Source organism: Mycolicibacterium austroafricanum (genome assembly GCF_000612725.1).
GTDB lineage: Bacteria > Actinomycetota > Actinomycetes > Mycobacteriales > Mycobacteriaceae > Mycobacterium > Mycobacterium austroafricanum.
Genome location: NZ_HG964457.1, coordinates 280,277 through 304,710, shown reverse-complemented (window position 1 = coordinate 304,710; position 24,434 = coordinate 280,277). Strand labels below are relative to the sequence as shown.

The window sequence follows — 24,434 nt, the reverse complement described above, 5'->3', positions numbered from 1 at the left end:
GAGTGCGGGCCTGCTGGAATGCAATTTCGGCGTTAGGCCCCCACCGGCGCGGTTGGGGTGAAGACCACCGGCATGGATTCCAGGCCGCTGACGAAGTTCGCAGGCCGCAGCGGCAGCATGCTCTCGTCGGCAAGCCGCAGATCGGGCAGGCGCTGCAGAATCTTGGTGAGCATCAGCCGCAGCTCGAGGCGGGCCAGCTGGTTACCCAGGCAGAAGTGCGTGCCGAACCCGAAGGCCATGTGACTGTTGGGGTTTCGGTGGATGTCGAACTCGTCGGGGTTCTCGAAGACCGCTTCGTCGAAGTTCGCGGACTCGAACATCAACATGATCTTCTCGCCGGCTTTCAGCGACGTGCCGTGGAATTCGGTGTCCGCGGTCAACGTGCGGCACATGTTCTTCACCGGAGAGGTCCAGCGCAGCATCTCCTCGATGGCGCCGGGGAGCAGTTCGGGGTCCGCCACCGCTTGCCGCCACTGATCCTGGTGTCGCAGCAGCTGTTCGGTCCCGCCCGACAGCGTGTGCCGGGTGGTCTCGTCGCCGCCGATCAGGATCAGCAGTGTCTCGAAGACGATCTCGTCGTCGGACATCCGCTGTCCCTCGACCTCGGCGTTGACCAGGACCGAGAACAGATCGTCGCGGGGGTTGGCCCGACGGTCGGCGATCACCTCCGTGGTGAACGCGGTGTAGGCGGCGAAGGTGTCCATCAACTTCTGGATGGTCTGCTCGTCGACCGTCGAGGACAGCCCACACACCAGGTCGTCGGACCATTTGAGCAGCATGTCTCGCTCGTCGGGCAGCACACCGAGCATGTCACCGATGACCGCCATCGGCAGCGGGGCGGCGATGTCGCGGACGAAGTCACACTCGCCGCGCTCGCACACCGCGTCGATCAGCGTGTCGCACAGGTTCTCGATCGAGGGCACCTTGTCCATCACGCGCTTGCGGGTGAAACCCGAGTTGACCAGCTTGCGACGGAGCAGGTGCGCGGGATCGTCCATGTCGATCATGTACGGCATGCCGGGCTGATCAGGCCGGATTCCGCCGGTGCTGGAGAACAGTTCCGGATTGCGTTCGGCGTCCAGCACGGCCTGATAGGTGGTGGCCGCGGCCAGCCCGTTGCGATCGCGGAACACCGGCTGGTTGGCCCGCATCCACTTGTACGCCTCGCGGGCGGCGCGGCCGTCGGCGTAGAAGTTGCCGTCGGCCAGATCGACGTCGAGGGCCGGAAGCGTGGATGTCATGCCTCTCCTACTGTTCGGGAGTCGGCGAACGTCATGTCGACGTTGGCGGCCGAACTCGACACCAGTGCACGTTTGGGCAAGCCTAGAGCGGAAAGTTCTGCGGCATAGGGATGTTCGCCAAGTCGGAGTGACACACCCCCCGGCCGGTAGCGCACGCCCGACAGCACCATCCGGCCCTCGGTCTCGCGGGTGACGCCGTCGAGGTGCGAGTACGTCGAATGCACCTGCGGTTTGGACGCGAAGGCCGCGGGGACCGGGATGCCGGGCGCGAAGTCCATGCTCACCGCGTGCAGACCGTCGATGCTGACGTCGAAGCCGAAATGGCGTCCGTTGCGGATGGTGAAGTCGGCCATCACCTTCGGGTAACCCCAGATGGTGCGGCCGGCTTCGAGCGTGAACGACTGATCGACCGGCAGGTGATGGACGAACGCCCCCGCCGACTGCAGAGCCTTCATGCCGGTGGCGTTCGATCCGGGCGGGTTCACCATCACGTTGGTGCCGTACTCGTAGTACTGGCCGAGATCGGTGTCCTCGTAGCGCATCAGCATCAGCACCACCATCGCCTTGCGGTGGCCCCGGCCGAACCGGCACACCCGGAGGCCGCTGTAGTCGATCATGCGCTGGGCCGCGTCGGCGTCGACGACGAACATCGCGGTGTGCTGGTGGGCGGTGCGCACCCGCACCGGCATCGTCAGGACGGTGCCGGCGATGGTGTGCTGAGACGTTACTTGGGTCACACCGCCAATCTAGAACGCGTACTAGACACTCAGCAAGGAAGTGTCTAGTCGCAGGTTCAGACCAGGGCCGCCAGATCCCGGATCTGCTCGGGCGACCGTGCGCCGACCACCATCATCGTGACACCGGCGGCCTCCCAGGCCTTGATCTGCTCCTGCACATAACCGAGGTCGCCCACGATCGCGGAGTCGTCCACCAACTCGTCGGGGATGACCTTGGCCGCCTCGTCCTTGCGGCCACTGCGGAACAATTTCGTCACGTCGTCGACCACCTCGGCGTAGCCCATCCGGCGGTACACGTCGGCGTGGAAGTTGGTGTCCTCGGCACCCATGCCGCCCATGTAGAGCGCCAGGTGCGGCTTCATCAGCTCCATCATCTCGGCACGGTCGTCGGTGACGACGACCTGCGCCGTCGCGCAGATCTCGAACGTCTCCCGGGTGTGCCGGGCGCCGGGACGGGCGAATCCCTCGTCGAGCCACTCGTTGTACATCGCCGCGATGCGCGGCGAGTAGAAGATCGGCAGCCATCCGTCGCAGATCTCGGCAGCCAACGCGACGTTCTTGGGACCCTCGGCGCCGAGCATCACCGGGATGTCCGCCCGCAGCGGATGCGTGATCGGCTTGAGGTTCTTGCCGAGGCCGGTGGTGCCCTCACCGGTCAACGGCAACGGATAGTGCGGCCCGTCGCTGTGCACCGGGGCCTCGCGGGCCCACACCTGGCGCAGGATGTCGATGTACTCGCGGGTGCGGGCCAGAGGCTTGGGGAACTTCGCGCCGTACCAGCCCTCGACCACCTGCGGGCCGGAGACGCCGAGACCCAGGATGTGCCGTCCGCCCGACAGATGGTCCAGCGTCAGCGCCGCCATCGCGCACGCGGTCGGGGTACGTGCCGACAGCTGGATCACCGACGTGCCCAGCCGCATCCGCGTGGTCTCGCGTCCCCACCACGCCAACGGGGTGTAGGCGTCCGAGCCCCACGCCTCCGCGGTGAACACCGTGTCGAAGCCCACCTCCTCGGCGGTGGCGACGAGCTCGGCGTGGTTGGTCGGCGCCTGCGCCCCCCAATAACCGAGTTGCAGACCTAGCTTCATTCCCGCCACCCCTCCCGCTGCTTCACGGCACCCGTCCTTCCGGGCCGCCAGGCCCGCTCCTTGAAACCATTCCTAGAACCTGTTCTACTCGATGCCGTGACCACCAGCCAAAGCAGCCCGGTGCAGATCGATCCCCATGAGCCGCCGCTTTCCGCGCCGCTGAAGCTCGCATTCGACTACACCCGTTCAGTAGGACCGCTCCTCGGTGAGTTCTTCACCGCCCTGAGGGAGCGGCGCATCGTCGGAGTTCGTGGATCGGACGGCAAGGTACATGTCCCGCCCGCCGAGTACGACCCCGTCACCTGGGAGCAACTGAGCGAGATCGTACCGGTGGCCAGTGTCGGCACCGTGCAGTCGTGGACGTGGCAACCCGAACCGCTCGAGGGACAGCCGCTGGACCGTCCGTTCGCCTGGGCGCTGATCAAGCTCGACGGCGCAGACACCCCGCTGCTGCACGCGGTCGACGCCGGCTCGTCGGACGCCATCAGCACCGGCACGAGGGTGCACGCGCACTGGGTGGACGAACCCGTCGGCGCGGTCACCGACATCGCCTATTTCGCCCTCGGCGACCAGCCCGAGGATGTCCCTCCGGCGCCCGAAGGCCTCGATCCGGTGACGATGATCGTGGTGCCCACGTCGATCGAGATCCAGCACACCGCATCACGTCCGGAGAGCGCGTTCCTGCGCGCACTGGAGCAGGGCAAGCTGCTCGGCAACCGCACGGGCGCCGACGGAAAGGTGTACTTCCCTGCCCGCGAGGCGGATCCGGCCACGGGTGTGCAGCTCGACGAGTACGTCGAGCTGTCCGACAAGGGCACCGTCACAACCTTCGCGATCATCAACATCCCGTTCGCCGGGCAGCGCATCAAGCCGCCCTACGTCGCGGCGTACGTGCTGCTCGACGGCGCCGACATCCCGGTGCTGCACCTGGTGTCCGACATCGACGCCGACAAGGTCCGGATGGGCATGCGTGTGCAGGCGGTGTGGAAGCCCGAGGACCAGTGGGGTCTGGGCATCGACAACATCGAGTACTTCCGGCCGACGGGCGAACCCGACGCCGACTACGACACCTACAAGCATCACCTCTGACAAGGGATTTCAATGAATGATGTTGCAGTAGTCGGGTTCGCGCACGCACCGCACGTGCGCCGCACCGACGGCACCACCAACGGCGTCGAAATGTTGATGCCGTGCTTCGCCTCCATCTACGCCGACCTCGGCATCACCATGTCCGACATCGGGTTCTGGTGCTCCGGTTCCTCCGATTACCTTGCCGGCCGGGCGTTCTCGTTCATCTCCGCGATCGACTCGATCGGCGCGGTGCCGCCGATCAACGAGTCGCACGTCGAGATGGACGCGGCGTGGGCGCTGTACGAGGCCTACATCAAGATCCTCACCGGCGAGGTGGAGACCGCGCTGGTGTACGGATTCGGCAAGTCCTCGGCCGGCACCCTGCGCCGGGTCCTGGCACTGCAGACCGATCCGTACACCGTGGCGCCGCTGTGGCCGGATTCGGTGAGCATGGCCGGCCTGCAGGCCCGGTTCGGGCTGGACACCGGCAAGTGGACCGCCGAGCAGATGGCTCAGGTCGCGCTCGACGCGCAGGCCGCCGCACCGCGAGTGGATTCCCTGGAGCCGGGCAACAGCATCGAGGAACTGCTGGAGCGCCCGTACTTCGCAGATCCGCTGCGCCGCCACGACATCGCGCCGATCACCGACGGCGCGTCGGCGATCGTGCTGGCATCCGGCGACCGCGCCCGCGAGATGCGGGAGCGCCCGGCCTGGATCACCGGGTTCGAGCACCGCATCGAGACCCCGGTGCTGGGGGCCCGCGATCTGACGACGTCGCCGTCCACGGCGGCGTCCGCGCAGGCGGCCACCGGCGGGGACACCGCCTCGATCGAGATCGCCGAGCTGTATGCACCGTTCAGCCATCAGCAGCTGATCCTCAAGGAGGCCATCGGGCTGCCCGACAGCACGAGGATCAACCCGTCCGGCGGGGCGCTGGCGGCCAACCCGATGTTCTCGGCGGGCCTGGAACGCATCGGATTCGCGGCCAGGCACATCTTCGACGGCAACGCCTCGCGCGTGCTGGCCCACGCGACGAGCGGGCCTGCGCTGCAACAGAATCTGGTCGCGGTTTTGGAGGGACAGTCCTGATGGCATCCAAGAAGCTGGCCGCAGTGCTGGGCACCGGACAGACGAAGTACGTCGCCAAGCGCAAGGACGTGTCGATGAACGGCCTCGTGCGCGAGGCGATCGACCGGGCCCTCGAGGACGCCGGCGTCACGCTCGCCGACATCGACGCCGTCGTCGTCGGCAAGGCGCCGGACTTCTTCGAGGGCGTGATGATGCCCGAGCTGTTCATGGCCGACGCGACCGGCGCCACCGGCAAGCCGCTGATCCGAGTCCACACGGCGGGCTCGGTAGGCGGGTCGACCGCGATCGTGGCCGCCAGCCTGGTGCAGTCCGGCAAGTACCGGCGCGTGCTGACGATGGCGTGGGAGAAGCAGTCCGAGTCCAATGCCATGTGGGCGCTGAGCATTCCGGTGCCGTTCACCAAGCCCGTCGGGGCGGGCGCGGGCGGCTACTTCGCCCCGCACGTGCGCGCCTACATCCGCCGCTCGGGGGCGCCGACCCACATCGGCGCGATGGTGGCCGTCAAGGACCGCCTCAACGGCGCCAAGAACCCGCTCGCCCACCTGCACCAGCCCGACATCACGCTGGAGAAGGTGATGGAGTCGCCGATGCTGTGGGACCCCATCCGCTACGACGAGACGTGCCCGTCCTCGGACGGCGCCGCGGCGATGGTGATCGGCGACGAGGCCAGCGCGGATGCCCGTGTCGCCGAAGGACATCCGGTGGCATGGATCCACGCCACCGCGCTGCGCACCGAACCGCTCGCCTACGCCGGCCGTGACCAGGTCAACCCGCAGGCCAGCCGCGACGCCGCGGCGGCGCTGTGGAAGTCGGCCGGGATCACCAGCCCCATCGACGAGATCGACGTGGCCGAGGTGTACGTGCCGTTCTCGTGGTACGAGCCGATGTGGTTGGAAAGCCTCGGGTTTGCGCCCGAGGGCGGGGGCTGGAAGCTCACCGAGGCGGGTGAGACCGCGATCGGCGGCCGCATTCCCTTCAATCCGTCGGGTGGCGTGCTGTCGTCCAACCCGATCGGCGCCTCCGGGATGATCCGCTTCGCCGAGTCCGCTATCCAGGTCATGGGCAAGGCAGGCGAGCACCAGGTCCCCGGGGCTCGAAAGGCTCTGGGCCACGCGTACGGCGGCGGGGCGCAGTACTTCTCGATGTGGGTGGTCAGCGCAGACAAGCCCGCGTGACCTGTTCGGCGCTAGTGCCGGCAGCCGCTCCACACCGTGTCGACGAGCCGATCCACCGCCTCGGCGGCCAATGGCGGCATCCCCAGCACCAACCGGTAGTACGGCGGGGACACCAACGCGTCGACGGCCACCTCGATGTCGACGTCGCCCGGTAGTTCCCCGCGATCGACGGCCTCGCGCAATGTCACGGCCACCGCTGCCCGGCGCGGGGCGATCCACTGGTCGAGGACGGCCCGCTCGATCGCCGGATCCGACGTCGACGCGGCGATGACATTGCGCAGCAGTGGCCCCACCGCGGGATCGGCCAGGATCGCGTTCAGCGAGCTGACATGGTGCACGAGAGCCTGCACCGAGGTACTGCCCGACGGACGCGTGATGGACGCGCGGACCGCGTCGAGCAGACCTTCCAGCACGATCGAGGCCGCCGACGGCCACCACTTGTAGATCGTGGTGCGGCTGACGTGCGCGCGTTTGGCGATCGCCTCGACCGTCGCGGCGGCGGGTCCACCTTCGAGAGCCAGTTCGGCGGCGGCGGTCAGCACGGCGCTGCGGGCGGCCTCGCTGCGTGGGCGGCCGCGGCGGGCCGCCGATCCAGCTTCCACCACCGGCTCAGCTTATTGCGGCCGTCCGCCGGGATCCCAGCACCGCGACGAGCAGACACACCGCCGCGGCGAACGCCCCGAAGCCGAACATCGCCGGATAGCTGAACGATCGCACCGCGAACGCCAGCACCGCAGGCACCGCGAAGCCCAGGTAGCTGAGGCTGTAGAACACCGCGGTCAGACCGGCGAGGTCGTCGGGGCCGGCGATGCGCTGGATCTCCTGCAGGCCCGCCAACAGCGCCATCCCGTAGCCGGCACCGAGCACCGCCGCCGCCACCAGTGCCGCCCACACCGTCAACACCGCCGCCGCCCAGCCGGCCAGCAGCATCCCGACGACCAGCAGCCCCAGCGCGGTGACCACTCCGCGGCGCCCACCGGCGCCCAGGTGGCGGCCCAACTGCTGGACGGTGAACCCGACGCCGAGCGCGACGAGGCACATCAGCGCCGAGAACGCGATGGGCGCCGACGACACCCGCCCGGCCATCAATGCGGGCAGCACCGCATAGGCCGTCGCTCCCGCGCCGAACACCCACGGAGCGACGGGGACGACCACGAAGAGGAAGCGGCGGTGCGACGCACCCGGAACCGCGAGGTCCGTCCACCACGGTCGGCCCGAGTCGTGGCGGGTGCGTGTCTCGGGCGCGGCGCGCATAAGCGCCGCCGCGGCGAGCGCCATCGCGATGTTGACCGCGTAGGGAAGAACCGTCGGCGCCGGACCCCATTCGGCGAGCACACCTGCGGTGCCGGCGCCCAGCCCGAACCCGGCGGTCAGACTCATCGCGGCGCGACGGGCGCCCGCGTCACCGTCCTCCCAGGGCGGGCTGGACAGCTCCTTGATCCAACTGCCGCCGACGGCCATCGCGAGGCCGAGGGCGACGCCGCTGAACACCCGTCCGACTCCCAGCGCCGGCGCCGACTGCGCGCCGAGCGCCAGGATCGCCGACCCGACGGCGGCGAGCACCGGCGCGGGCAACATCAGCGGCCGGCGACCGAAGCGGTCGGACAGCGGCCCACCGATGAGCAGCGCAGGCACGATGCCGAGCACGTAGGCGAACAACAGCAGATCGACGGTCAGCGCGGAGAAGCCGTCCTGGGTCCGATACATCACCAGCAGCGGGGTGAACTCGTTTCCGCCCCACGCGATGGCGAAGGTCGCCGCGGCAACCGCGAGCCAACGGCGGGCGCTGCGACCACTCGGGCGGGTGGTCGCCGCCGCGACCGCGACGACCGTCACCGGACCGACCTCAAAATACTGGACATTGTGTCCACTATATAGGCGCCAACAAGTGGGTATCCCCGCCACAGAGGTGGCGAAGGCAACATTTCGCGCAGGTGAGCGGCGACGGATTGCCCGGCGGGAGGCAAAACTGTAACGTGTTCTAGTTAGAAGCCGAGATTGGGGAGGCCCAGAGGTGAGCACCGAGGCATCTGCGGGAACCGCACATATTCGCGAGATCGACACCGGAGCGCTGCCCGACCGGTACGCCAGGGGTTGGCACTGCCTGGGTCCGGTGAAGAACTTCCTGGACGGGAAACCGCACGGCATCGAGATCTTCGGCACCATGCTGGTGGTCTTCGCCGACTCGCAGGGTGAGCTCAACGTTCTCGACGGCTACTGCAGGCACATGGGCGGCAACCTGGCCCAGGGCGAGATCAAGGGCGACGAGGTCGCCTGCCCGTTCCACGACTGGCGCTGGGGCGGCGACGGCAAGTGCAAGCTGGTCCCCTACGCAAAGCGCACTCCGCGCCTGGCCCGCACACGGGCCTGGCACACCGACGTGCGCGGCGGCCTGCTGTTCGTGTGGCACGACCACGAGGGCAATCCACCCCAGCCGGAGGTCCGCATCCCGGAGATCCCGGAGTGGTCCAGCGGTGAGTGGACCGACTGGAAGTGGAACACGCTGCTCATCGAGGGCTCCAACTGCCGCGAGATCATCGACAACGTCACCGACATGGCGCACTTCTTCTACATCCACTTCGGGCTGCCGACCTACTTCAAGAACGTCTTCGAAGGTCACATCGCCAGCCAGTACCTGCACAACGTGGGCCGGCCCGACGTCAACGACATGGGCACCGCCTACGGGGAAGCCTCCCTGGACTCCGAGGCCAGCTACTTCGGGCCGTCGTTCATGATCAACTGGCTGCACAACAAGTACGGCGACTTCAAGGCCGAATCGATCCTGATCAACTGCCACTACCCGGTGACCCAGGATTCCTTCGTGCTGCAGTGGGGCGTCATCGTGGAGAAGCCCAAGGGCCTCGACGACGGCACCACCCAGAAGCTGGCCGACGCGTTCACCGACGGCGTGAGCAAAGGCTTCATGCAGGACGTCGAGATCTGGAAGCACAAGACCCGCATCGACAATCCGCTGCTGGTGGAGGAAGACGGCGCGGTCTACCAGATGCGGCGCTGGTATCAGCAGTTCTACGTCGATGTCGCCGACGTGACGCCCGAGATGACCGACCGGTTCGAGATGGAAGTCGACACCACGGCTGCGGTGCAGAAGTGGAACGTCGAGGTCGAGGAGAACCTGAAGGCCAGGGAAACCGAGACGCAGTCGACATGAGCCGGCCAGCGAGAAGCGGAGCGGATCGCGCATGAGCGACGCACCGGATGTGGACCGCCTCGCCAAGTCGATGCTGCTACTGCACGGGCACGACGACGAGGAGCACGAACACGGCCACACTCCGGCGGGCGACGGGCCCGGATCATGGCGCAAGGCCCCGGATTTCGCGTCCGACCCGGATCGGGCGGCGGCCGTGCGGGAGGGCACGCGGCGGGACCGCGAGCGCTATCTGACGGCCGGGCTGGCATCGGTGGATTGCCGCTTCTGCCACGTGTCGGTGCAGGTCAAGAAGCTCGGACCGGCGCACACATCGGTGCAGTGGACCAGCGACGCGACCCAACGGTGCGCCCACTTCGCCGAGATCCGGGAAGTCGGCGGCGACCCCGCCCGCGAACGCTCGTGCCCGCGCCTGACCGACAGCATCAGACATGCGGTCGCCGAGGGTTGCCTGGAGGAGTACTCCAGCGCGCCGTCGCCGGGCGACGGTTAGAGACCACGACGGCCGAGCCGTCTAGAGGCCACGACGGCGAGCCGTCTAGAGTCCACGACGGCGAGCCGTCTAGAGTCCCTTGAAGCGCTCCTTGACCTGTTCGTCGGTCAGGCCGTAATCGCTCAGCGAATAGGTGTGCTTCGGGGCACGGGGACCCTTCTTGCTCTCCTCGTGGGTCGCGGTCATCGCCGCGCGCGCGGCATCAGGGAAGTCGATACCGAAAGAGCGGTAGATGTCCCCGACCGCACCGATCGGATCCTTGATCAGCGCGAAGTAGTCCAGGTCGTAGAACTGGGCCGGATCATGTTTGGCGCGTTCGGCATTGAACAGTTCGAGCCCACGCGACCAGGTCTCCATCGAGTCGGCGCCGATGACGTCGCCGACGAACGTGTTCGACCAGCCCTCGGTGGTGTGCTGGGCCAGTGAGCACATCGAGGCCATGATGGTCTCGGCCGGCCGGTGGCACTGCACCACCAGGGCGTCCGGGTAGGTCGCCATCAGCGCGTCCAGCGCGAACAGGTGGCTGGGATTCTTGAGCACCCAACGCTTCTCGCGGTCGTTGAGCCCGATCAGCTGCAGGTTGCGCCGGTGCCGCTGATACGACTTCGTCCAGTCCTGGCGCGCCAGCCATTGCGAGTACGTGGGCACATGGGCCAGCGTCTCGTAGGACACCGAGTGCAGCGACTGCCGCAGCAGCTGCCAGCACTCCTCCACCTCGTCTGCCGTCATGAAATGCAGACCGGTGTAATCCGGGTTCTCCTCGTGGGCCTTGGTGAACTGCGCGTCGAGTGCCTGGAAAACCGGGTTCTGCGACCAGGTTTCGCGTGGCGGGCGGGGCTGCGGGAACTCCGCCAACCACAGCTCAAGACCCTGATGGCGGGGGTCGGCGGCCAGCAGGCGGTGTACGGCCGTCGTCCCGGTGCGTGGCAGCCCGGTGACGAAGATCGGCCGCTCGATCGCCACGTCGGCGTGTTCGGGGTACTGCTTGAACGCCGCCTCGGAGACCAACCGGGCGACCAGTGCGTTGCGGACGAAGAACCTCTGCATCTTGCTGCCGAGCTCGGTCAGATCGGCATCACGCCGGTAGGACTCGAGAAGGACGCCGAGCGCCTCACGGTAGTTGTCGTCGTCAGAGCCGAAATCATCGAGGCCGCAGGCCTTCACGGCCGAGGCGTGCAGGTCCTCGACGGTGCCGACGTCGGTGCGGGGGGTCACGCCTTGAACTCCCCGCAGTTGACGTCGAGGGCCTGGCCGGTGATTCCGCTTGACAGATCGCTGGCCATGAACAGGATGGCCGAGGCCACCTCGTCCTCGGTGGGCAGCCGCTTGAGGTCCGACGCCGCCGCGGTGGCCTTGTAGATCTCCTCGACGGTGGTGCCGTACTTACCGGCCTGGTGGGTGAAGTAGGACTCCAGTGTTCCGCCCCAGATATAGCCGGGCAGCACCGAATTCACCCGGATACCCTGCTCCCCCAACTCGGTGGCAAGCGTCTGCGACATCGCCAGCAGCGCCGACTTGGCCATCTTGTAGGCGCCGTACTTGGCCTGGGAGTGCCGGACCACCATCGAGTTGACGTTCACGACCGCGCCGTTGGCCTCGGCCAGCGCCGGGCTGAAGGCCTGCACCATGCGCAGCGCGCCGAACACCGTCAGCTCGATCGCGTCGCGCATGTGCTCGAACGTGGTGTCGGCGAACGGCTTCATCGACGGCACCCGGAAGGCGTTGTTGATCAACACGTCGACCTTGCCGTACGCCTTGAGCGACTCGTCGACCAGGTTGTTCACCTGCGCCTCGTCGGTGATGTCCGTGCCCACCGACACCGCCCGCCGACCGAGGTCGGTGATCTGCCGGGCGACGTCGTCGAGTCGCTCGACGGTTCGCGCGGCGAGCACCAGGTCGGCGCCTTCCTCGGCGCAGCGCCGTGCCAGTGTGGTGCCGAGCGCCGGCCCGACACCGCTGATGACGACAACTTTGTCCCGCAGAAGCCCGAAGGCCATCTCAACCCACCATTCTTTCGCCGATCTGCTTCTGGCGCAGCGCTATCCGCGCCCGCCAGTCCTGTTCCGAGATCGTGTTGAATTCGTAGTACGGCAGTGCCGCGGCGACCTTGTCGATGTCGACCAGCTCCACGGTCGGCCCGTCGGCGGGCGTCAGCTCACGCGACACCCGCTGCCAGCGGAACTGCAGGAAGCCCTTGCGGTGCCCGAGTGTCTCCACCCAGTTCGTCACGCCGGGATTGCGGTCGGCGACGACGATACGGATCATGCCGTCCGGGTCCGCCTGCGCCTGAGTGCCGTTCAACGACGTCTGGTGGTTGATGTAGTCCAGCGAGATGTACCAGAGGCTGCCCAGCTGGAACCCGAGGTAGGGCGCGTCGGTGACCGGAAGCGTGATGATCAGCGCCTGATCCTCGGCGAGATCGAACTGTCCCGCCGACGAGTACTGGGTGGCCAGCCCGCCGGGGGTGAGCCGGGGCGCCACCATCGAGTTCGGCTGGGTGTCGTTGTAGAACCACTGAGGAAACTGCAACCACGTCTTGACGCGCTGCACCAGCTGCTTCCCGGCGACGGCGTAGCGCTTCTCGATGAGCTCGCGCGTCAGCGGCGGCGGTGCGGTGCCCGCGGTGTCGGTGCGCGCGATCGCGAAGGTGCCGCGCTGGGCGGACCAGTCGTTGTAGACCTCGCGGATGACGAGCTGGGACGGCACCTTGGGGGTGAACCGCCATTCGAAGGTGCCGTCGGCGGCGATGTCGAGCTTGCGGTCGTCGAACGCCGTCTCGCTGTCCGGGACCACCTCGTCGGTGTATTCGCCGCCGAGAAGCTGGAAGCTGACGTCGGTGGTGGTGCCGCGCCTGCCGGTGACCACGTACTCGTGGCCGGGCTGCACACGGGTGCCGAAGTACATGGTGTCGGGGTTGTCGAGACCCATCTTGGTAAACGGGCCGGTGCCGCTGTGCAGGAAGGGGTGGTCGCGGTCGTAGTCGAACGCGACGTGCGTGCACGCCGCGACGCAGCCGGCCAGATACTGCAGCCCCTCGAGCAGGTCCGCCTCGGATTCGATGAACGGGGCGGCGGCGACGAGTTTCTCGGCCTCGGCGATGGCCTCGGCCAGCGGCTGCGTGAACACAGCCCCAAAACTAGAACGCGTTCTATCCGGAGTCAATATATCGACCACACCGTTCCATATATGGAACGGTTGGTAGTCTGCTGCCATGTCCGAACCGCCGGCACCGGGACGCGCCTCACCACCGACTGACCGGGTGGTGCGGGTCCTCGACTTCCTGGCCCGCCACCCGCAGGAGCGCTTCGGGGTGTCCGAGCTGGCCCGCCGGGTCGATCTGACCAAGCCGACCTGTCTGGGCATCGTCACGTCACTGCGCGACGCGGGATACCTGGTGCGCGACCCCGCAGACAAGACCTACCGGCTGGGCCCCTCGTTGATCACTCTGGGACACAAGGCCCAGGAGTCGATGCGGGTCAGCCCGGCTGCGCGCGAACAGTTGCGCCGCCTGTCGACCCGGTTCGGCGCCACCGCCGCGCTGTCTGCCGTGGTCGACGACCGCATCACGCTGCTGGACCTGGTGGCTCCCGTCGGCGCCCGACCCGGCGTCGAGGTGGGTCAGAGCTACCCGTTCGCCCCACCGGTCGGACTGATGTTCGTGCTGTGGGACGACGAAGCCGTGCGCGATTGGCTGGCCATGGAGCCGACGGTGCCGTTGCACCCTTCACGCACCGATCCCGACCGGCTGCACCGGGTGATCCGACGATGTCGCGCCGACGGCTACCTCGTCGAGCGGCTCACCCCCGGGGGCCGCCGGCTGTATTCGCTCATGGCAGGGATGTCGAGCACCCTGCCCGACGAGCTGCGGGCGCTGCTCGGCGAGTTGGTCTCCGACATCGGCGAACGGGTGTACCTGCCCGACGAGAAGCCCGGCCGCAAGCGGCATGACATCAGCGTGATCTCCGCACCCGTCTTCGATCACTATGGCCGCCAGGTGATGGTGGCCTCGATGCACATCGGTAAGGCGTTGACGGACAACGAGATCCGTGAGCGCGCCAAGGCCTTGATCGGCACCGCAGATGCGGTGACGGCACAACTGGGTGGCGCTCGACCGACAAGCTGGCCGCACACAGTCGGGAAAGGGCCAGACCGGGACCACTAGGAATCAGCGACGTCGCCGGAAGGCTCCGGCGACGGTGTTGAGTCTTCGGCCGCCCGCCCAGCTTCTGATGATCCGTCGTCGCCGGCGGTCACCTCGGACTCCTGTTGCGCCGCTTGGGCGTCAGCCTGGTCGTCCGAGATGTCGATCTCGGTCGAATCCAGATCTGTCAGACCAGACTCGGTCAGATCATCAGCCGAGTGCACCGCATCCGACGGGACCTCCTCCTGCAGCGGAGACTCCGATTGCGTTGACGCGTCCTCGGTCTCGGCCTCGTCGAGGCCGGCGACCTCCACGCCTTCAGCGACTTCCGTCGACTCTGCATCGACCACCGTAATCGTTTGGGAGGTGGCGTTTTCGGGTTCCGCCGCCACGACCACAGAATCGTCGGCCGCAGGATCGCCCGCGACCGCTTCCACGGCAGCGAGCGGAGCAGCCGCCAAGGCTCCGAATCCGAAGAGCCTCAGGATCGGATCCACCACCGCGTCGATCGCGGCCCCGACAACGCCACCGACAAACGTCGCCATGAAGAGGAAGCCGCCGGCGATCGGCTTGAGGGGGTCCGGAAGCACCTGCACCAACCAGACAAGGGGCTGCAACAACAGACTTATCAAGCGCGTCGCAATCATCGGGCCACCGACGCTTGCTTCGGTCACTTCCGTGATCTCATCGGTTGACAACGAAGCCAGGACCGGCGGGACGGCGGCGGAGACGTCCGCTGGATCGACGGTAGGCAGCCGTAGGGCCGCGGCGACAACGTCGGCGTCCACACCGACAGCGTCGGGAAGGGATTCGACGAGCCCGCCCAGCGGATCCGCCACGGTCGCCGAACGCGACGCCAACTGGACGACACGAACTTCCGACCGCACGCTTCGTGACTCCATCGATGGGGCCACGCAACCGCACACCAGGACGCCCGCGGTCGCGAACGCGCAGGCGGTTGTCAGTGATTCTCGGTTGAGCGGGCCTGCGTTCAACATGGCGGATTCCTCTCCTGCATGGTCATTCAAGGAATCATTGATCGAACGCCGACCCATGAATGCAGTAGACCGCTACTGCAAAAATCTCAGAGCTGTGGACTCTGCGACTACCGGGCCCGAGAAGCACTCACCGCGCCGGCCGGAGCCGACGCGGTGAGCTCTGATACCGATGATGGTTGTCAACTGATTCAGGCGTCAGTCAGGGCAGCCGAGATCGGTGTCGGTGTCACCTCTACGCCACACTGGTTCTTCAGCGCCGACACCGGCTGGTGGATCGCCTGCAGCTGGTCTTCCACCTGTGGGTTCTGCGCGAAGAACGCCCCGTAGGCGGCCTGGGACTCAGGCTCCGGCTGGGTCGCAATCGCCGACAGCGCCTGGTCGGTCTGCGGATTGGCCGCCAGGTAGGCACCCTCGGATGCCGCGACGGAGCTCACGGTTCCGGCCACATTGCTGGCCGAGCAGTCCGGGGCGGGCTGTGAATTGGCCACCGGCGCGACGATCGCCGCCGAACCGAAGGCAAGCAGGCCACCGGCGAACATGCCGAACAGGCCGCGGCGCACAGTCGTGACGGACGCGTTCATAAGAGATCACTCCTCAGTATTCGGGGATCATCTTCGGGATCTACGACCATTCGGTCGCACCACAGGCCTATCCAGAGGGCGCCGGGGCCAAACACCGGCCCGGTTCGGGCGGGTCCTCGGCGGCCGGATCATCGCAGGTCGGCCCCGATGAACTCCGATCCGGATTTTTCTCTACGAGGTGGCCGCCAACGCGAACGGCAGCACCGCGGGCGCACCCGCGGAGCGCACCACCCGCGCGGCCATCGTCAGCGTCCATCCGGTGTCGGTCATGGCGTCAACCAGCAGCACCGGGCCCCCGGCCGCGCTGATCGCATCGGGATCGGGCGACTCCCAGGCGCCGCGCAACGCGGCGACGCGGTAGGCGGAGTTCGCCGCGGTTACCGGCCGCCGCTCCGGCGTGTAGCGCAGAACACCGAGGTCGGTGAGGCGCCCCAGTTCGGCCAGCCTGCGGGCCAGCGAAGAGGTCAGCAGCGGGTGGGTGTCCGAGTCCAGCGCCATGACCGCGGTCGGCCGTACCTGCCAGTCCCACGCCGCCAGCACCTTGACCGCGGCCTGGACCACGTCGTCGGGCACCTCCGCGTCGTCCTGCTCGAGCAGTGTGCGCAGCCGGGCGCCCCAGCCCAGGTCGGTGAGCCGGCCGATGACACGTCCGGGTGCCGGTCCGTCGGTGATGCGGCCGCTGAGATCGACACCCAGCTTGGCGAGCCCCGACGGCCACTGTTTACGCGGCGAGATCTCCACCCCCGGCCGCATGAGCCGCTGTCGGGAGTCCTCGGCGACCGCCGCGTCGACGTCGGCGGAATAACTCGATCCCGCGCAGTTGTCGCAGCGGCCGCACCGCTCGTCGGCGCCGAGTTCGGGATCGTCGAGCTGACGGCGCAGGAAGGCCATCCGGCAGCCGTCGGTGGACTGGTAGTCGAGCATGGCCTGCTGTTCGCGCCTGCGGGCCTCGTCGAGCGTGCGGTAGCGCTGTTCGTCGTATGCCCAGGGCCGGCCGGTGGCGACCCAGCCGCCCTTGACGCGCCGCACCGCGCCGTCAACGTCGAGCACCTTGAGCACCATCTCCAGCCGTGACCGGTTGAGGTCGACGAGCGGCTCCAGCGCGGCCGTAGACTGCGGGCGGTCGGTTTCGAGTGCTCCAATCACGTTGCGCACCATGGATTCCGACGGAAATGCGACGGACGCGAAGTACCGCCACACCTCCTGATCCTCCCGCCCGGGCAGCAGGATCACCTCCGCGCTGGCCGTGGAGCGTCCCGCACGACCGACCTGCTGGTAGTAGGCGATCGGCGATGAAGGTGCGCCCAGGTGTACCACGAAACCCAGATCGGGCTTGTCGAAGCCCATGCCGAGCGCGGACGTGGCGATGAGCGCCTTGACCCGGTTGTCCAGCAGGTCGGACTCGAGTTGTTCACGTTCGGAAGCCTCGGTGGCCCCGGTGTAGGCGGCGACCTTGTGTCCCTGCTCGGCGAGCAGGGACGCCACGTCGTGCGCCTGCGCCACTGTCAGGGTGTAGACGATGCCGCTGCCCGGCAGCGAATCCAGTTGGGCGACAAGCCACGCCGCACGTTGCGCCGGGTTCCCGGCGTTGACCACCGACAGCCGCAGCGACTCGCGGTCCAGGCCGCCCCGCAGCACCAGCGTGTCGCTTCCGCCGTCCTGATCCTCGCGTCCGAAGTCGCCCACGCCCAACTGCGCGGCGACGTCGGCGACCACCCGGTCGTTGGCGGTGGCGGTGGTGGCCAGCACCGGGACGTCGGCGCCCAGGTCTGCCAGCAGCGTGCGGATGCGCCGGTAGTCGGGCCGGAAATCGTGCCCCCAGTCCGACACACAGTGCGCCTCGTCCACCACCACCAGACCCGCGTCGTGGGCGAGCGACGGCAGCACCTGATCGCGAAAGTCAGGATTGTTCAGCCGCTCCGGGCTCACCAGCAGCACGTCGAGGTCGCCGGAGCGGACCCGGTCATGGATCTCGGCCCAGTCGGTCACGTTGCTGGAGTTGATGGTGGCGGCGTGCACACCGGCCCGGTCGGCGGCAGCGACCTGGTTGCGCATCAACGCCAGCAGCGGCGACACGATGACCGTCGGTCCGTGGCCGGCCGCGCGCAGCAGCTTGGCGGAGATGAAGTACACCGCCGACTTGCCCCACCCGGTGCGTTGCACGACGAGGGCGCGGCGCCGGTGCACGACCAGAGCTTCGATCGCCGTCCACTGGTCATCGCGCAAGACGGCCCCGGGGCCCGCCAGTTGCTCGAGGATCGCCTGCGCGTCAGCTCTCGTCGTCATGCGGCCATCGTGCCCGGCGGGTCCGACGCGTCAGGACTTCGCAGTCTCCTGTTCGCGCTTGATCTCCAGCGCGATGTCGATGAGCTGGTCTTCCTGGCCGCCGATGAGCTTGCGCTGCCCGGCGCGGTGCAGCAGTTGGTGCGCGGGCACCCCGTAGCGCTCGGACTGGCGGATGGCGTGCTTGAGGAAGCTGGAGTACACCCCGGAGTAGCCCATGATCAGCGCATTGCGGTCGAGCAGGCATTCGGCCGGCATCGCAGGCGCCACGACCTCCTCGGCGGCGTCGGCGATGTCGAAGAAATCGATGCCGGTCTTGACGCCGATCTTGTCGAACACCCCGATGAGCGCCTCCACCGGCGCGTTGCCTGCACCGGCGCCGAAGCGGCGGCACGAGCCGTCGATCTGCTTGGCCCCGGCGCGGACGGCCTCGATCGAGTTCGCCACCCCCAGACCCAGGTTCTCGTGGCCATGGAACCCAACTTGAGCATCCGACCCCAACTCGGCGACCAGCGCCGCCACCCGGTCGGCTACGCCCTCCAGGACCAGCGCGCCGGCGGAGTCGACGACGTAGACGCACTGGCAGCCGGCGTCGGCCATGATGCGGGCCTGCTTGGCCAGCTTCTCCGGCGGGATGGTGTGGCTCATCATCAGGAAGCCCACGGTCTCCAGGCCGAGTTCACGGGCCAGGCCGAAGTGCTGGATGGAGACATCGGCCTCGGTGCAGTGGGTGGCGATCCGGCAGATCGACCCGCCGTTGCTCTGAGCTTCCTTGATGTCTTCCTTGGTGCCCACCCCGGGCAGCATCAGAAAGGCGATCTTGGATTCCTTGGCCGTCTCGGCGGCCAGCTTGATCAGCTCCTGCTCGGGGGTCTTGGAGAACCCGTAGTTGAAGCTCGATCCGCCCAGTCCGTCGCCGTGGGTCACCTCGATGACCGGCACCCCCGCCGCGTCCAGCGCGGCGACGATCGCCTGTACCTCGTCCTTGGTGAACTGGTGGCGTTTGTGGTGCGACCCGTCGCGCAGCGAGGTGTCGGTCATCCGGACGTCCCAGATGGGATTGAAGTAGATCTCGTCGGTGCTCATGCCTGTGCTCCTCCAGCGGTAGCGGCGAGAGATTCCTTCGCGATCTCTTCGCCGACCTTCGTCGCTGCCGCGGTCATGATGTCCAGGTTTCCAGCGTACGGCGGCAGATAGTCGCCCGCACCCTCCACTTCGACGAAGACCGTCACGACATGGTTGCCGCCGTTGACCACCGACGGCTCGTCGAACTGCGGCTCGTTGAGCAGCCGGTAACCCGGAACATAGGTCTGCACCTCGGCCACCACGTCCTTGATCGACTGGGTGATCGCGGCATGGTCCGCGTGCTCGGGGATCGCGCAGAAGATGGTGTCGCGCATGATCATCGGCGGCTCGGCCGGGTTCAGGATGATGATCGCCTTGCCCCGCTGGGCGCCACCGATGTTCTGCACCCCGGCGCTGGTGGTCTTGGTGAACTCGTCGATGTTGGCCCGCGTCCCCGGGCCGGCCGACGCCGACGACACCGACGCCACGATCTCGGCGTAGGGCACCTCCACGACGCGCGACACCGCGTACACCATCGGGATCGTGGCCTGGCCGCCACAGGTCACCATGTTGACGTTGGGTGCGTCCAGGTGCGCACGCAGATTGGCCGGCGGGATCACGCCGGGCCCGACCGCGGCCGGGGTGAGGTCGATCGCCCGGATGCCCGCCTCGGCGTAGCGCGGAGCGGCGGCCTTGTGCACATAGGCGCTGGTGGCCTCGAACACCATGTCAGGCAACTCGCTCTGGGCCAACAGCCAGTCCACGCCCTCGTGCGAGGTCTCCAGACCGAGCTTGCGCGCCCGCGCCAACCCCTCGCTCTCGGGATCGATGCCGATCATCCAGCGCGGCTCCAGCCACTCCGAACGCAACAGTTTGTACAGCAGGTCGGTGCTGATGTTGCCCGACCCCACGATCGCCACAGACTTTTTGTCAGCCATACCCGGCTCCTATTCGAAATCCAGTCGTACTGAACCTAACCCGGTGAAGTCGGCCACGAAATGGCTGCCCGCAGGTGCATCTATCGCACGCGTGCACGAGCCCGGCAACACGATGTCGCCGGCCTTGAGCCGGACACCGAAACTCTCCACCTTGCGCGCCAGCCACGCCACCGCGGTCACCGGATTTCCCAGCACCGCATCACTGCGCCCCTCGGCGACGACCTCTCCGTTGTTGGTCAGTACCGCGTCGATGTTCTTGATATCCACGTCCTTGGGCGACACCCGCGCCTCTCCGAGCACCCAGCCGGCCGAGCTCGCGTTGTCGGCGATGGTGTCGCACAACTTGATCTGCCAGTTGGTGATCCGGGTGTCGATCAGCTCGATGGCAGGCGCGAACGCCGCCGTCGCGGCCAGCACATCGTCCTCGGTGCAGCCGGCGCCGGGCAGATCGTCGGACAGGATGAAGCCCACCTCGACCTCCACCCGCGGATACAGGTAGTTCGCCGATTTGACCGCGACGTTCTCGAAGACCTGCATCTCGTCGAGCAGATGCCCGTAGTCGGGCTCGTCGACGTTCATCATCTTCTGCATAGCCTCCGACGACAGGCCCACCTTGTGCCCGATCACCCGGGCGCCCTCCGCCACCCGCTGACGGATGTTGATCAGCTGGATCTCGTAGGCGTCCACCACGTCGATCCCGGGTTGACCATCGGTCAACGGCGAGATCGGCACCCGACTGCGCTCGGCCTCGGCCAGGTCTGCGGCGAGCTTCTCGCGCACCTCAACGGACAACATAAAGTGAAGTCCCCTCGTTTCTTCGACCGGCACAGTTGTTAGTCGGCCGGGCAATTCTATAACGTGTTCTACATGACGGAGCAGGAGTATGACGTCGTCGTGGTCGGTAGCGGCGCCGCCGGTATGGTCGCCGCCCTCACCGCCGCCCACCAGGGCCTCTCGACGATAGTCGTTGAGAAGGCCCCGCACTACGGTGGTTCCACTGCGCGGTCAGGTGGCGGTGTCTGGATTCCGAACAACGAAGTTCTCAAGCGCGACGGCGTCAAAGATACGGCCGACGCGGCCCGCACCTACCTGCACGCGATCATCGGCGACGTGGTGCCCGCAGAGAAGATCGACACCTATCTGCAGCGCGGTCCGGAGATGCTGTCATTCGTGCTCAAGCACTCGCCGCTGAAGCTGTGCTGGGTGCCCGGCTACTCCGACTACTACCCCGAGACCCCGGGCGGCAAGGCCACCGGCCGCTCCGTGGAACCGAAGCCGTTCGACGCCAAGAAGCTCGGCGAGGATCTGCCCGGCCTGGAACCGCCGTACGGCAAGGTGCCCATGAACATGGTCGTCATGCAGCAGGACTACGTGCGACTCAATCAGCTCAAGCGCCATCCCCGCGGGGTGTTGCGCAGCCTCAGGGTCGGTATCCGGTCGGTGTGGGCGAACACCACGGGCAAGAACCTGGTGGGCATGGGCCGCGCACTGATCGCCCCGCTGCGCATCGGCCTGCGCGAGGCCGGCGTCCCGGTGCGCCTCAACACCGCGATGACGGACCTCTACGTCGAGGACGGCGTGGTCCGCGGCATCTATGTACGTGACACCACGGCTTCGGAAAGTGCTGAGCCGCAATTGATCCGGGCTCGTCGAGGGGTGATCCTGGGCAGCGGCGGCTTCGAACACAACGAGCAGATGCGGGTGAAGTACCAGCGCGCACCGATCACCACCGAGTGGACCGTCGGGGCCAAGGCCAACACCGGTGACGGGATCCTGGCCGCCGAGAAGCTGGGTGCCGCACTCGATGTGATGGAGGACGCGTGGTGGGGGCCGACCGTGCCTCTGGTGGACGCCCCGTGGTTCGCGCTGTCGGAGCGCAACTCCCCGGGCTCGATCATCGTCAACATGGCGGGCAAGCGGTTCATGAACGAGTCGATGCCGTACGTCGAGGCGTGCCATCACATGTACGGCGGGCAGTACGGCCAGGGCCCGGGCCCCGGTGAGAACATCCCGGCCTGGCTGGTGTTCGACCAGCGCTACCGCGACCGCTACATCTTCGCGGGACTGCAGCCGGGACAACGCATTCCGAAGAAGTGGCTGGAGTCCGGCGTCATCGTCAAGGCCGACACCCTGGAGGAGTTGGCGGCCAAGACGGGTCTGCCCGTCGACGCGTTCAAGACGACGGTGCAGCGCTTCAACGGTTTCGCGCGCTCCGGCGTCGACGAGGATTTCAAGCGCGGCGAGAGCGCCTACGACCGGTACTACGGCGACCCGACCAACAAGCCGAACCCGAACCTCGGCGAGATCAGCCAGGGACCGTTCTACGCCGCCAAGATGGTGCCGGGCGATCTCGGCACGAAGGGCGGCATCGTCACCGACGTGCAGGGCCGGGCGTTGCGCGACGACGGTTCCATCATCGAGGGCCTCTATGCTGCGGGTAATGCCAGCGCCCCGGTGATGGGTCACACCTACCCCGGACCCGGCGGCACCATCGGGCCGGCGATGACGTTCGGCTACCTGGCTGCACTGGACATTGCACGGAAGGATTAGAAGGCGTGCCCATCAATCTCGACGAGGCCATCGGCGCCGAGCTGGATCCTGTCGAATTCGCCTGGACCAGTAGCGACATCCAGCTCTACCACCTTGGCCTGGGTGCAGGCATGGACCCGATGGACAGGGCGGAGCTGCGCTATCTCGTCGACGACACCCCGCAGGTGCTACCGACGTTCGGCAACGTCGCGCAGAGTTTCCACATGACCGCGCCGCCGGCGGTGAAGTTCCCGGGGATCGACATCGAGCTGAGCAAGGTTCTGCACGCCAGCGAGGCCGTCACGGTGCCGGGCCCCATCCCGGCGTCGGGCACCGGCATCGCGGTCACCCGGTTCACCGAGATCTGGGACAAGGGCAAGGCCGCGGTCATCTGGTCGGAGACGACGGTCAAGGATCCCGACGGCACGCTGCTGTGGACGCAGAAGCGGTCCATCTTCGCCCGTGGGGAGGGCGGTTTCGGCGGTGATCGTGGCCCGTCCGGATCTTCTGCGGCTCCCGACCGTGCGCCCGATCTCGAGATCACCGTCCCGACGTCGCCGCAGCAGGCGCTGCTCTACCGGATGTGCGGGGACCGAAACCCGTTGCACTCCGATCCGGATTTCGCTGCCGCCGCCGGCTTTCCGCGCCCGATCCTGCACGGGCTGTGCACCTACGGCATGACCTGCAAGGCGTTGGTGGACAACCTGCTCGACGGCGACGTCTCGGGGCTGAAGTCCTACGGCGCCCGGATGGCGGGCGTGGTTTTCCCCGGCGAGACGCTGCGGGTGAACGTCTGGAAGGAAGACGGCGGCTACTCCGCCACGGTCACCACACCGGAACGCGACAACGCGGTCGCACTGGCAGGCGTCGAGTTCGTCCCGGCCTGATCCGACCTACTTGCAGAGCTCGGTGATTTTCGTGGACGCCGCCTGCGCGTCGTTCATCCGATTCGCCTGAGTCGGGTCGTCTCCGGGTGCGCCGGCGAGCTGGCTCATCCCGATGTACTCGAGGTTGTTGGCGAAGGTCCGCACCGCGCCGGCGAGATCGTCGGGCACGTCGCCGTCGAGCCGGGACAGCAGAAACTGCCCGCCGCCGAGCGTGGCCAGCCGGGCATTGGCCGCCACCGCCTGCACGGCGACCGGGTCCTCCCCGAGATTGGCGTTGGTCTGCAGCGACACCGCTCCGCGCACCAATTCGAACGCGCTGCACACGCGCGTCTTGGGATCGGTGGACTGGTCTGCGGTCGCCGAGGAGGTCTCGCTCGACGAGGGCGAGCTGATCAACGCCCAGACCGCCACGCCCAGTGCCGCGACGGCGACAACCAGGGCTGCGATGACGAGTTGGTTCGTGCGAGTGGACGCGTTTCCGAAATCCGGCATTGGGCGATCATAACGCCACATCAAAGCCATTCTTCGGCAAGAACTTTGACGACACGACTGCGGGCGCCGCCCCCACAAGAGGATTCGGCGCCCGCAGAAGTGTGTTTATCAGTCGGTTGCCGGCGCGTCGGCGCCGTCGCTGGCCGATCCGTCGTCACCGTCAGTGCCGCCGAAGCCGCCGTCACCACCGCTGCCCGCGGTCGCGCCGCCCTCGTCGTCGGCCACGGCGTCGCCACCGTCACCGCCGGCTCCCCCGTCACCGCCGAGGCCTCCGGTGCCGCCCGAGCCACCGCTGCCGCCGGTGGCCTTCTCGTCACCGTCGGCGTCACCGCCCTCGCCACCGGCACCGCCGCCGCCGCCGGTCAGATCGACCGAACCGCCGTCGCCGCCCTTTCCGCCGGTCGCGTTGCCGTCCTCGCTGACCGCGTCACCGCCGTCACCGCCGTCGCCACCGGTGCCC

Annotated in this window: 23 protein-coding genes and 1 pseudogene; 8 read left to right on the top strand and 16 right to left on the bottom strand. The window is 67.6% G+C overall.

Annotated elements, in window-relative coordinates; all coding sequences use genetic code 11:
• Positions 1-32: 32 nt before the first annotated feature.
• The 3 genes from BN976_RS26390 to BN976_RS26380 all read right to left on the bottom strand — a co-directional run bounded on the left by BN976_RS26390 (position 33) and on the right by BN976_RS26380 (position 3,066).
• Positions 33-1,241, bottom strand: coding sequence for a cytochrome P450 (locus BN976_RS26390; protein ID WP_011782358.1), 1,209 nt, complete (start codon positions 1,239-1,241; stop codon positions 33-35).
• A complete protein-coding gene (locus tag BN976_RS26385; RefSeq protein ID WP_049778271.1) occupies positions 1,238-1,930 on the bottom strand; it encodes an acetoacetate decarboxylase family protein in 693 nt (230 codons plus the stop codon). The genes BN976_RS26390 and BN976_RS26385 overlap by 4 nt, the downstream gene beginning before the upstream one ends.
• A gap of 104 nt (positions 1,931-2,034) precedes the next feature.
• Complete coding sequence (locus BN976_RS26380; protein ID WP_011782360.1) at positions 2,035-3,066, bottom strand: LLM class F420-dependent oxidoreductase; 1,032 nt, start codon at positions 3,064-3,066, stop codon at positions 2,035-2,037.
• Between the two features lie 96 nt (positions 3,067-3,162).
• On the opposite strand from BN976_RS26380, the gene BN976_RS26375 reads away from it, so the two are divergent.
• The 3 genes from BN976_RS26375 to BN976_RS26365 are packed head-to-tail and all read left to right on the top strand — an operon-like array spanning position 3,163 to position 6,401.
• The gene (locus BN976_RS26375) at positions 3,163-4,155 is read left to right on the top strand and encodes a Zn-ribbon domain-containing OB-fold protein (protein ID WP_011782361.1); all 993 of its coding nucleotides are present in this window, start codon (positions 3,163-3,165) and stop codon (positions 4,153-4,155) included.
• 12 nt (positions 4,156-4,167) lie between these two features.
• Positions 4,168-5,226 carry a thiolase family protein gene (locus tag BN976_RS26370; protein WP_036375447.1) on the top strand — a complete coding sequence of 353 codons (1,059 nt, stop codon included), beginning with the start codon at positions 4,168-4,170 and terminating at the stop codon, positions 5,224-5,226.
• Positions 5,226-6,401 carry a thiolase family protein gene (locus BN976_RS26365; protein ID WP_011782363.1) on the top strand — a complete coding sequence of 392 codons (1,176 nt, stop codon included), beginning with the start codon at positions 5,226-5,228 and terminating at the stop codon, positions 6,399-6,401. Before BN976_RS26370 ends, BN976_RS26365 begins: the two co-directional genes overlap by 1 nt.
• An 11-nt stretch (positions 6,402-6,412) precedes the next feature.
• Here BN976_RS26365 and BN976_RS26360 read toward each other — a convergent pair whose 3' ends face one another.
• Both BN976_RS26360 and BN976_RS26355 read right to left on the bottom strand, forming a co-directional pair.
• Positions 6,413-7,006 (bottom strand): TetR/AcrR family transcriptional regulator, encoded by a 594-nt coding sequence (locus BN976_RS26360; RefSeq protein WP_036375444.1) that lies wholly within the window; start codon positions 7,004-7,006, stop codon positions 6,413-6,415.
• A 4-nt stretch (positions 7,007-7,010) separates the two neighbouring features.
• Positions 7,011-8,237, bottom strand: a complete 1,227-nt coding sequence (locus tag BN976_RS26355) for an MFS transporter (RefSeq protein ID WP_036375440.1) — start codon at positions 8,235-8,237, stop codon at positions 7,011-7,013.
• Between the two features lie 178 nt (positions 8,238-8,415).
• Between BN976_RS26355 and BN976_RS26350 the strand changes: the two genes are divergently transcribed.
• The gene (locus BN976_RS26350; protein WP_011782366.1) at positions 8,416-9,570 is read left to right on the top strand and encodes a 3-ketosteroid-9-alpha-monooxygenase, oxygenase component; all 1,155 of its coding nucleotides are present in this window, start codon (positions 8,416-8,418) and stop codon (positions 9,568-9,570) included.
• A 31-nt stretch (positions 9,571-9,601) separates the two neighbouring features.
• Entirely contained in the window at positions 9,602-10,060 is a 459-nt protein-coding gene (locus BN976_RS26345; RefSeq protein ID WP_036375436.1) for a hypothetical protein, read from the top strand.
• A 69-nt stretch (positions 10,061-10,129) separates the two neighbouring features.
• Here the strand turns inward: BN976_RS26345 and BN976_RS26340 are convergent, their stop codons facing one another.
• The 3 genes from BN976_RS26340 to BN976_RS26330 are packed head-to-tail and all read right to left on the bottom strand — an operon-like array spanning position 10,130 to position 13,186.
• Entirely contained in the window at positions 10,130-11,275 is a 1,146-nt protein-coding gene (locus BN976_RS26340) for a sulfotransferase family protein (protein ID WP_036375433.1), read from the bottom strand.
• Entirely contained in the window at positions 11,272-12,057 is a 786-nt protein-coding gene (locus tag BN976_RS26335) for an SDR family oxidoreductase (protein WP_011782369.1), read from the bottom strand. The genes BN976_RS26340 and BN976_RS26335 overlap by 4 nt, the downstream gene beginning before the upstream one ends.
• Before the next feature lies 1 nt (position 12,058).
• Positions 12,059-13,186 (bottom strand): hypothetical protein, encoded by a 1,128-nt coding sequence (locus BN976_RS26330; protein ID WP_036375430.1) that lies wholly within the window; start codon positions 13,184-13,186, stop codon positions 12,059-12,061.
• Positions 13,187-13,271: 85 nt separating this feature from the next.
• On the opposite strand from BN976_RS26330, the gene BN976_RS26325 reads away from it, so the two are divergent.
• A complete protein-coding gene (locus tag BN976_RS26325; protein WP_011782371.1) occupies positions 13,272-14,222 on the top strand; it encodes an IclR family transcriptional regulator in 951 nt (316 codons plus the stop codon).
• On the opposite strand, the gene BN976_RS26320 is transcribed toward BN976_RS26325, so the two are convergent.
• The 6 genes from BN976_RS26320 to BN976_RS26295 form a co-directional block, all read right to left on the bottom strand.
• Positions 14,219-15,040, bottom strand: coding sequence for a hypothetical protein (locus tag BN976_RS26320; RefSeq protein WP_158498043.1), 822 nt, complete (start codon positions 15,038-15,040; stop codon positions 14,219-14,221). The two genes, BN976_RS26325 and BN976_RS26320, sit on opposite strands and share 4 nt — an antisense overlap.
• A 347-nt stretch (positions 15,041-15,387) precedes the next feature.
• Positions 15,388-15,780 carry a heme-binding protein gene (locus tag BN976_RS26315; RefSeq protein ID WP_011782373.1) on the bottom strand — a complete coding sequence of 131 codons (393 nt, stop codon included), beginning with the start codon at positions 15,778-15,780 and terminating at the stop codon, positions 15,388-15,390.
• 171 nt (positions 15,781-15,951) lie between these two features.
• On the bottom strand, positions 15,952-18,066 hold the full coding sequence (locus BN976_RS26310; protein WP_011782374.1) for a RecQ family ATP-dependent DNA helicase: 2,115 nt from the start codon (positions 18,064-18,066) through the stop codon (positions 15,952-15,954).
• A gap of 30 nt (positions 18,067-18,096) precedes the next feature.
• Positions 18,097-19,149: a 4-hydroxy-2-oxovalerate aldolase gene (gene dmpG, locus BN976_RS26305; RefSeq protein ID WP_011782375.1), complete on the bottom strand. Its 1,053-nt coding sequence runs from the start codon at positions 19,147-19,149 to the stop codon at positions 18,097-18,099.
• Positions 19,146-20,066 (bottom strand): acetaldehyde dehydrogenase (acetylating), encoded by a 921-nt coding sequence (locus BN976_RS26300; RefSeq protein WP_011782376.1) that lies wholly within the window; start codon positions 20,064-20,066, stop codon positions 19,146-19,148. The genes dmpG and BN976_RS26300 overlap by 4 nt, the downstream gene beginning before the upstream one ends.
• Before the next feature lie 9 nt (positions 20,067-20,075).
• A complete protein-coding gene (locus BN976_RS26295; protein ID WP_011782377.1) occupies positions 20,076-20,861 on the bottom strand; it encodes a 2-keto-4-pentenoate hydratase in 786 nt (261 codons plus the stop codon).
• 72 nt (positions 20,862-20,933) lie between these two features.
• On the opposite strand from BN976_RS26295, the gene kstD reads away from it, so the two are divergent.
• Positions 20,934-22,616, top strand: coding sequence for a 3-oxosteroid 1-dehydrogenase (kstD, locus tag BN976_RS26290; RefSeq protein ID WP_036375596.1), 1,683 nt, complete (start codon positions 20,934-20,936; stop codon positions 22,614-22,616).
• Positions 22,617-22,621: 5 nt separating this feature from the next.
• Positions 22,622-23,482: an enoyl-CoA hydratase ChsH3 gene (locus BN976_RS26285; protein WP_011782379.1), complete on the top strand. Its 861-nt coding sequence runs from the start codon at positions 22,622-22,624 to the stop codon at positions 23,480-23,482.
• A gap of 6 nt (positions 23,483-23,488) precedes the next feature.
• Here BN976_RS26285 and BN976_RS26280 read toward each other — a convergent pair whose 3' ends face one another.
• Both BN976_RS26280 and BN976_RS26275 read right to left on the bottom strand, forming a co-directional pair.
• Positions 23,489-23,974 carry a hypothetical protein gene (locus tag BN976_RS26280; protein ID WP_036375423.1) on the bottom strand — a complete coding sequence of 162 codons (486 nt, stop codon included), beginning with the start codon at positions 23,972-23,974 and terminating at the stop codon, positions 23,489-23,491.
• Positions 23,975-24,082: 108 nt separating this feature from the next.
• Positions 24,083-24,434: pseudogene (locus BN976_RS26275) on the bottom strand (hypothetical protein); the annotation flags it as partial.